This is a genomic window from Kitasatospora sp. NPDC088783, assembly GCF_044750705.1.
Lineage (GTDB): Bacteria > Actinomycetota > Actinomycetes > Streptomycetales > Streptomycetaceae > Kitasatospora > Kitasatospora fiedleri.
On the sequence record NZ_JBIVKJ010000026.1, the window covers coordinates 71,249 to 79,107 of the forward strand.

The 7,859-nt window shown below is 76.4% G+C and carries 7 protein-coding genes; 5 read left to right on the forward strand and 2 right to left on the reverse strand.

Features of this window, described 5'->3' with window-relative positions; genetic code table 11:
• Positions 1–365 precede the first annotated feature (365 nt).
• From ACIP60_RS36420 to ACIP60_RS36435, 4 genes are all read left to right on the forward strand, one after another.
• The gene (locus tag ACIP60_RS36420; protein WP_400693336.1) at positions 366–1,850 is read left to right on the forward strand and encodes a hypothetical protein; all 1,485 of its coding nucleotides are present in this window, start codon (positions 366–368) and stop codon (positions 1,848–1,850) included.
• Between the two features lie 256 nt (positions 1,851–2,106).
• Positions 2,107–3,534: a HEAT repeat domain-containing protein gene (locus tag ACIP60_RS36425; RefSeq protein ID WP_400693339.1), complete on the forward strand. Its 1,428-nt coding sequence runs from the start codon at positions 2,107–2,109 to the stop codon at positions 3,532–3,534.
• A gap of 10 nt (positions 3,535–3,544) precedes the next feature.
• Positions 3,545–4,306, forward strand: a complete 762-nt coding sequence (locus ACIP60_RS36430; RefSeq protein ID WP_400693342.1) for a DUF1775 domain-containing protein — start codon at positions 3,545–3,547, stop codon at positions 4,304–4,306.
• A gap of 32 nt (positions 4,307–4,338) precedes the next feature.
• A complete protein-coding gene (locus ACIP60_RS36435; protein WP_400693345.1) occupies positions 4,339–4,839 on the forward strand; it encodes a YfbM family protein in 501 nt (166 codons plus the stop codon).
• Between the two features lie 8 nt (positions 4,840–4,847).
• On the opposite strand, the gene ACIP60_RS36440 is transcribed toward ACIP60_RS36435, so the two are convergent.
• On the reverse strand, positions 4,848–6,059 hold the full coding sequence (locus ACIP60_RS36440; RefSeq protein ID WP_400693348.1) for an MFS transporter: 1,212 nt from the start codon (positions 6,057–6,059) through the stop codon (positions 4,848–4,850).
• An 88-nt stretch (positions 6,060–6,147) separates the two neighbouring features.
• Here ACIP60_RS36440 and ACIP60_RS36445 point away from each other — a divergent pair, with 88 nt between their 5' ends.
• A complete protein-coding gene (locus tag ACIP60_RS36445) occupies positions 6,148–7,137 on the forward strand; it encodes an ArsR/SmtB family transcription factor (RefSeq protein WP_400693351.1) in 990 nt (329 codons plus the stop codon).
• A 7-nt stretch (positions 7,138–7,144) separates the two neighbouring features.
• Here the strand turns inward: ACIP60_RS36445 and ACIP60_RS36450 are convergent, their stop codons facing one another.
• Positions 7,145–7,594 (reverse strand): VOC family protein, encoded by a 450-nt coding sequence (locus tag ACIP60_RS36450; RefSeq protein WP_400693353.1) that lies wholly within the window; start codon positions 7,592–7,594, stop codon positions 7,145–7,147.
• Between the last annotated feature and the right edge of the window lie 265 nt (positions 7,595–7,859).

A 7,859-nucleotide genomic window follows, 5' to 3' on the forward strand; every position in this document is an offset into this window, starting at 1 on the left:
GAACCGGGGTCGGGCCGGCCGGGTGGGGCGCGGGCGCCGGGCACGGTCCGCGGTCCGCCGGAACCGTCCGCACCCTGGGGAAGTACGTCCGTCCCGACCGCCGCGCCCTGCCCGGCGCCCTCGCGCCACCCGGTCGCGCCACCCCCCGCTGAGCCGCTCCCGGAAGGCCGCCCGACGCACCGTCGGAACCAGGTCCGGGCCGGTCGGGGGCCGTTCCGACGCGGAGTCGGGGTGGCGCATACCTACCTGACACCCGGACGGCACTGGCACACCACGTAGCGCACCCTGGCGAACCCTGGCGAATGGTCGCTTGGCATGTGACAGAGCCACTAGGGTCGAGCCAGCCGAGGATCTGGGGGCTTCAGTTGAGCAAGGGGCCGAACACCAGACTGGCCGACCACTTCGCCCTGACCGGATGGTCCAAGGGCGAGCTGGCCCGGCTGGTCAACCGGCGGGGTGCCGCGCTGGGCGAGCAGCAGCTGTCCACCGACACCTCCCGGGTCCGGCGCTGGATCGAGCAGGGCGAGATCCCGCGCGACCCGGTGCCGAGGGTGCTGGCCGCCGTGTTCACGGAGCGGCTCGGCCGTGTCGTCACCACCGAGGACCTAGGTCTCGAACGACACCGGCCCACCAGGTCCGGCAGCAGCGCAGCACCGCCGAAGGAGCCCTGGGCACCGGATCGGACGGCCGCGGTCCTCACCGAGTTCACGGGAATGGACCTCATGCTGAACAGACGCGGACTGGTCGGCGCCTCCGCCGCCCTCGCGGCGGGCGCGGTCATCGCCGACAACCTGCACGACTGGCTCACCGGCGGCGCCGTCGCCGAGGCGGCCGCCCGCCCGGGCCCCCGCCACGTCCTGGTCCAGGGCGGGGCCCGGCCCGTCCTGGACGTCTACGAACCGGGGCCGGTCGGCAACGAGGAGGTCGCCGCGCTGGAGCGTGCCGTGGACGTGTTCCGGGCCTGGGACGCGTCCCGCGGCGGCGGTCTCCAGCGCAAGGCCGTGGTCGGCCAGCTCAACGAGGTCGGCGGCCTGCTCACCCACGACCACCCGGCCGCGCTGGAGCGCCGGCTCTGGACGGTCGCCGCCAACCTCGCCGTGCTGGCCGGCTGGATGTCCCACGACGTCGGCCTCGAACCGACCGCCCAGCGCTACTTCGTGATCGCCGCGCAGGCCGCCCGGGAGGCCGAGGACCGCCCCCGGGCCGGCGAGGCGATCTCCCGGGCCGCCCGCCAGATGCTCCACCTCGGCCGGGCCGACGACGCCCTCGAACTCATGCAGCTGGCCAAGGCCGGCGCCTGCTCCGGCGACGGCGCCCAGCCGCGCACCCGGGCCATGCTGCACACCGTCGAAGCCTGGGCGCAGGCCGCGCTCGGCCGCTCCGAGGCCACCCGCCGGGTGCTCGGCGAGGCCGAGGAGCTCTTCGTCCGGGACAGCCCGGAACCCGCCCCCAGCTGGATGCAGCTGTTCAACGAGGCCGAACTGCACGGCATGCAGGCCCTGGTCTACCGCACCCTCGCCGAGCACGACCCCGGCGCCGTCCCGCTCGCCGTCCGGCACGCCCGGACCGCGATCCGGCTGCGCCAGAAGACCGGGCGCGAGCGCTCCGCGCTGCTCGACCGGATCACCCTGGCCTCCATCCACTGGATCTCCGGCGAACCGGACGAGGCCCAGGTGCAGGCCAAGCTCGCCCTCGCCTCGATCAACGACACCTCCTCCAAGCGCACCTGGGACCGGCTGCGCGAGATGTACCGGCTCTCCACCCGCTACCAGGGGCTGCCCGGGGTGGCCGAGCTGCGCGAGCAGATCAACGAGGCGCTGCCCGCGCCCAGGAGGCCGCGCCCGATCTGACCGGGGCGGCTCCGGAGGTCGGACGCCCGGGTGATTCGGGCTCGAACGGACCCGGCATTCCGGAAGGGGTCGATCCGGTACGGACGGACCCGGTGTGATGCGGTCACGGTGCGGAAATCCGTTGCCCTGTGTGCAGATCGGTCACCCAGGCGGTAACCTTCGGTGATTCCGGCGCCCGGGCGCCTGAGCTGTGCCAACCGACCCCGGCGACGGAAATCCCGTTGCCACGACGACCGCCGCAACGGATGCTGACCTCATGTTCGAGCCAGTGATAGCGCCCAGCGCCAGCCTCCTCGGCCTCCTCCAGAGAGGTCGTGGGGACGGGCAGCTGCATGCGTTGGCCGCAGACCGCGACGAGGCGATCGCCGCCGTCGAGACCTGCGTCACCAACGACCCCCGCGCCGACTGGCAGGTCGAGAACCGCTCCCTGTACTACGCGCGGCTCTACATGGAGCTCGAAGCCCCCCTCACCGGCATCGAGCTCCACCTCCACTCGCCCGAGGACAGCCTCGACCCCGACGAGGCCCGCACCGGCCTCGCCCTCGCCGTCCTGGGCCACCTGGCCGGCTACGGCCGCCGGGACGCCCTCGACCTGCTGCGCGCCTACACCACCACCGGGGCCAACTGGTCCTGGGCCCTCGACGAACTCGCCCTGCGCGACACCGACGAGTCCCTGCTCTCCCTCGCCCCCGCCGTCCTCGCCCGCTTCCCGGCCGACCCGGAGGGCGACGCCGAGCTGCGCGAGGCGGTCCGCTCCGCCTACGAACCGCGGGTCTGGCGGCTGTGGGCCGCCCACCATCCCCGGGTGGCCGCCGCCGGCGAGCAGTCCCCCTTCGACCTGTGGCAGCGCCAACTGGCCCGCCCCGGCGTCACCCCCGGCTGGTCCACCGCCGACGTGCTCGCCTGGGCCGACCAGGGCGACAGCGCCGCACCCGACGCCCTCGCCCGCCGCGCCGCCGCGGCCGCCCGCTGTCTCACCGCCGTCGTCCGACCCGAGGACGCGCCGCTGCTGCACGACGCCGCCGGGCACGGACCGGCCGGCGCCCGCTGCGCCGCGCTGCGCCACCTCGTCGAACAGCGCGACCCGGCCGCCGCCGGGCTGATCGAGACCGCCGCCGCCGACCTGGACCACCGGGTGGTCCGCGCCTCGCTGGAACTGCTCGGCCGCATGCGAGGTCCCGAGGCGCTCGCGCACGCCCGCCGCTGGGCCGACCCGGCGACCGGCGGCGCGGACAGCGCCCTCGCCCAGGCCGCCGTCCGCCTCCTCGCGGACGCCGGGGAGCCCTGCGACGCCCCGCTCGTGGTCGCCGCACTGCACCAGTGGATCTCGTTGAACGGCGTCACCGGCGCCGCCCTCGGCAGCCTGGTCGACGGCGTCGGCCGGCTGCACGCCACCGCCGCCGTCCCCGCCCTGCGGCACGTCTACGGCGAGGCCGCCTCCTCCGAACTGCGCGGGCGCGCCGCCCAGGCGCTCGCCGTCACCGACGCCAACTTCGGGGCCGGCCCCGCGGTCGAGTGCCTGTGGGACTGCGAGGAGTCCACCCGCGAGCTCGCCGCCACCCACGTCACCACCACCGGCGACGTCCGCGTCCTCGAACGGCTGCGCCGGCTCGCCGCCGATCCGGCCGAGGAGGCCGAGGTGCACGCCGCGGTGCGCGGCCGGCTGACGGCCCGGGACCGCTAGGGTGCCCGCCATGCGACCGCGCACCCCGCTCCGCCCCGCCGCACCCGTCCTCGCGCTGGCCCTGGTGCTCGGCGCGGCCGGCGCCGCGGCGGCGCACGTCGAGGTCGGGTCGCCGACCGCGCAGGCGCTCGCCGTCGACGCCGAGGTCTCCTTCTCCGCCGAGGGCGAGTCCTCCACCGCGGGCATCACCGACGTCAAGGTCGTGCTGCCCGCCGGGCTGGCCCCCGGGGACGTCACCCTGGCCCAGGCCCCCGCCGGCTGGGCGCTCACCCCCACCGCCGACGGCTACACCCTGGCCGGCCCCGCGCTCGCGCCCGGCACGGCCGCCGACTGGTCGGTCAAGGTCCGCCAACTCCCGGACGCCGCCTCGCTGGTCTTCAAGACCCTGGTCGACTACTCCGACGGCCACACCGACCGCTGGATCGAACTCCCGCAGGGCGGCACCGAGCCCGAGCACCCCGCCCCGACCCTGGCCCTGCGCCCGGCGGCGGCCGGTGCGACGCCACTGGCCCCCGCCGGGTCGCCGTCCGCCACGGCGTCCGCGCCCGCGACTCCGGCTGGGACCGCGACCGCCACCGCCACCGCCACCGCGACCGCCGCCGCCACCGCGACCGCCGCCGACTCGCCGAGCCCGGCCACCACCGCCGCGCACGACGACGGGGACGGCGGCGGCAGCACCACCGCGATCGTCCTCGGCAGCGTCGCGGGCGTCGCCGTCCTGGCCGTGCTGACCGTCCTGGCCCTGCGCCGCCGGAAGTCCCCCTCGGACTGACCTGTCGGCGGGGGCTGCCAGGATCGCGGCCCATGAGCATCATCGGCAGCTACCTGCGGCTGGCCCCCGCCGAATTCGCCCGCGCCCTCGAAGAACCCGGCTGGGTCCGGGGGTTCACCCGCGAGCAGGCCGCTCTGGAACACCGGCGCGACCCCTCCGAACTGCGCTTCCACGACACCGGGAAGTCCTGGGCGGCCCTGGCCCACCTGCTCGCCCGGCGCGGCCTCCCGACCGAGCTGGTCCACGGCGACACCCCCCTCCCCGGCGACGAGGACTGGGGCTACGGCCCGCCCGCCCTGCTCGCCCCCGACCGGGTCGCCACCGCCGTCCGCGAGCTGGCCGACCTCCCCTTCGACACCCTGGCCGCCGGCCTCACCCCCGCCGACCTCGCCGCCGCCGAGGTCTACCCCGTCCGCCTCTGGGCCGACGACCCGTCCGCCCTCCACCACCTCTCCGCCCACTACACCGACCTGCTGCGCTACCTCACCCGCACCGCCCGCTACCGGCACGGGCTGCTGATCTGGTACTCGTGACCGCCGGCTCAGGCCGGGGCCGGGGTCGGGACCTCGGCGTGGTGGGGGAGGCGGCGGACGGCGGGGGAGAGGAGGGGGAGCATGGTGAGGGCGGCCTGGGTGAGGGCGGCGGCGGTGGCGAGGGCCGGGGCGCCGAGGCGGGTGGTGAGGGGGCCGCAGGCGAGTTGGCCGAGCGGGATGGCGAGGTAGGAGAGGGCGTCGGCGGTGGCGGAGACGCGGGAGAGGACCTCGCGGGGGAGGTGTTCCTGGAGGGAGGTGTCCCAGGCGGTGGCGGAGAGGGCGAGGCCCAGGCCGGAGACGAGGGCGGCGGCGAGCAGGCCGGGTACGGGGGCGTGCCGGCCGAGGGCGAGCAGAGGGAGCGGGAGGAGCAGGCCGCCGAGTTGGCCGGCGGCGAGCAGGCGGCGCGGGGCCAGGCGGTAGACGGCGGCGTCCGCGAGCAGCAGGCCGGTGCCGCGGGCGGCGAGCAGGACGCCCCAGAGGGCGGAGCCGGCGAGCTGCGGGCCGAGGATCTGCCAGGGGCCGACCAGCAGCAGGTTGGTGGCGCAGCACGACCAACTGGCCCACCAGATCCAGCGGGTGCGGCGGAGCACCGTCCAGCCTTCACGCAGGTCGGCGCGGAGCGTGGTCGGACGGCCGCGGACCGGGCCGACGGGCAGGCGGCCGAGCAGGTACGCGGCGGGCAGGTAGCTGAGCGCGTCGAGGGCGACCGCCCAACCGGGGCCGACGCCGACCACCAGCAGCCCGGCCAGCGGCGGGCCGAGGACCTTGCTGCCGTTCGCGGCCATGCCCAGCAGGGCGTTGGCGGGCCGTAGTTGCTCCTTCGGGACGAGTTCGGGCAGCACCCCGCTCAGGGCGGGTGAGGTGAACGCGGTGAGCGCGCCGGCCAGGAACTCCAGGGCGGCGAACGGGCCGAGTGCGTAGTGGCCGGTGAGCAGCAGGGCGGCGGCCGCGCCCTGGCCGAGGCCCGCGCCGAGGTGGGTGGTGAGCAGGACGGTGCGCCGGGGCAGCCGGTCGGCGACCGCGCCGCCGAACAGCAGCAGGGCGAGCATCGGAAGCATCCGGACGGCGAGGACGACGCCCAGGTCGGCGGCCCCGCCGGTGCCGGTGTCGAGGACGGCGAAGGCCAGGGCGACGGGGGCCGTCGCGCTGCCGAGCAGGGAGATCGCACGGCCGGTGAGGAAGCGGCGGAAGTCGCGGTGGTGAAGGAGTGGTGGAAGCACCTGCAGAGTGTGCGAGTGGGTGGGGTGAGGGCTCTATCGTTTCGGGTTCCACCGAAAGCTCGCCGGAGGGGAGGGTGGCGCCGTGGTCGTGCTGCGGCTGGATGCGCTCGCGCTGTCGCGGTCCCGGTTCGCGCTGTCGCCGTTCGCCGAGACGCTGGCGGCGATCGTGCAGTTGGCCCGTCCGTACGGTGAGCCGTGGGCGGGGCCCTGGCGGGAGCGGCACCGGGCGGCGTTCCTGGCGCGGTTGGCGGGGGACGGGTACGCGCGCGGGCTGGTGGAGTTGATCGCGGCGACGAAGTACCTGCCGGACCACCTGACGCTGCCGCCGGGCGGGGGGATGGAGACCACGCTGGAGTCGGAGCTCGCCGAGGTGGCCCGGGTGCCGGACGAGGTCGCGGTGGCGGGGCTGCGCACCGCGCAGGAGCACGCCTGGGCGGGTCAGCGGCCGGCCTGGCTCACCGGACGCGGGCACGGCGCCCGGGCGGCCGAGCTGTTCCGCGCGGTCTGGGACGCGCACCTGGCCGCGGACTGGCCGGCCCGGCGGGCGGCCCTGCAGCGCGACGTCACGCACCGGGCCGGGCTGCTGGCCGCGCACGGCTGGCCGCGGGCCCTGCGCCAGATGAACCGCACCAGCGGGTGGGTCGGCGTGGACGCGATCCGGTTCAGCGACCGGCCCGGCCCGGACCGGGTGGTCGGGCCGGACGGCATGCTCTTCGTCCCGGTCACCGCGCAGCGCAGCTCCTGGCTGTGCGAGGCGCCGGACCGCCCGTTCGCGCTGGTGTACGCGGCGCGTGGCTCCGGGGCCGGGACCGGGCCGGGCTCCGGTGCGGGGGAGGACGGGCGGGCGCTGGCCCGGCTGCTCGGCGGCGGGCGGGCGCAGATCCTGCGCCAGTTGGAGACGCCCGCCACCACCAGCGAACTCGCCCTGCTGCTGGACCAGTCGGTGGGCACGGTCGGCGGCCACCTGGCGATCCTCCGCGACACCGGCCTGGTGGACCGGACCAGGGTGGGCCGCCGGGTCCTCTACCACCGCACCGAGCTGGGCGACCGTCTGGCGCAGGGCCCGGAACGGGGCTGACGGGAGGTCAGGCGACGCAGAACTCGTTGCCCTGGGGGTCGCGCATCACCCACCAGTGGCCGACCGGGCCCTGGTCCTGCTCCTCGACCCGGGTCGCGCCGAGTGACTCCAACCGGGCCACCACGGCGTCGAGTTCGCCGCCGGAGTGGACGTCGATGTGCAGCCGGTTCTTGCCGCTCTTCGGCTCGGGGACGTCCTGGAACAGGATCCGGCGCCCCTGGCCGATGCCGCTCACCGGGTCGTACGGGTCCTCGGGGTGGCGGACGGCCGCGTAGCCGCGGAACAGCTTGCGGCCGTCGCGCTCCAGGACGGCGGCGGCCGGGAGGCGGCCGTCGGCGAGCAGCGCGTCGATCAGGGCGGTCGGGTCCTCGACCCGGTAGTCGAGGGCGGCGGCCCAGAACTCGGCGAGGGCCGGGGCGTCCGAACTGTCCACGACGAGTTTCCACGTGAGCGTCATGGCAGGCGATTCAATCGCACGTCAGATCGAGCGGCAACGACCTCCGGGCCGCCGGTGTGTCGGTCCGCCCGGGGAAGGGGGAGAGGGGGAGAAGCGGCGGGGGGGGGGGGGGCCGGGGGGGGGGGGGGCGGCCCCCCCGGGGGGGGGGGGGGGGGGGGGGGGGGGGGGGGGGGAGAGGGCGGTCGTCCTTCGCATGGGGGTCCTCTCGTCCGGCTTCGTGAAGTGAACGCCGGGCCGAAGTGGGAGAAGGGGTGGTTTCGCCTTT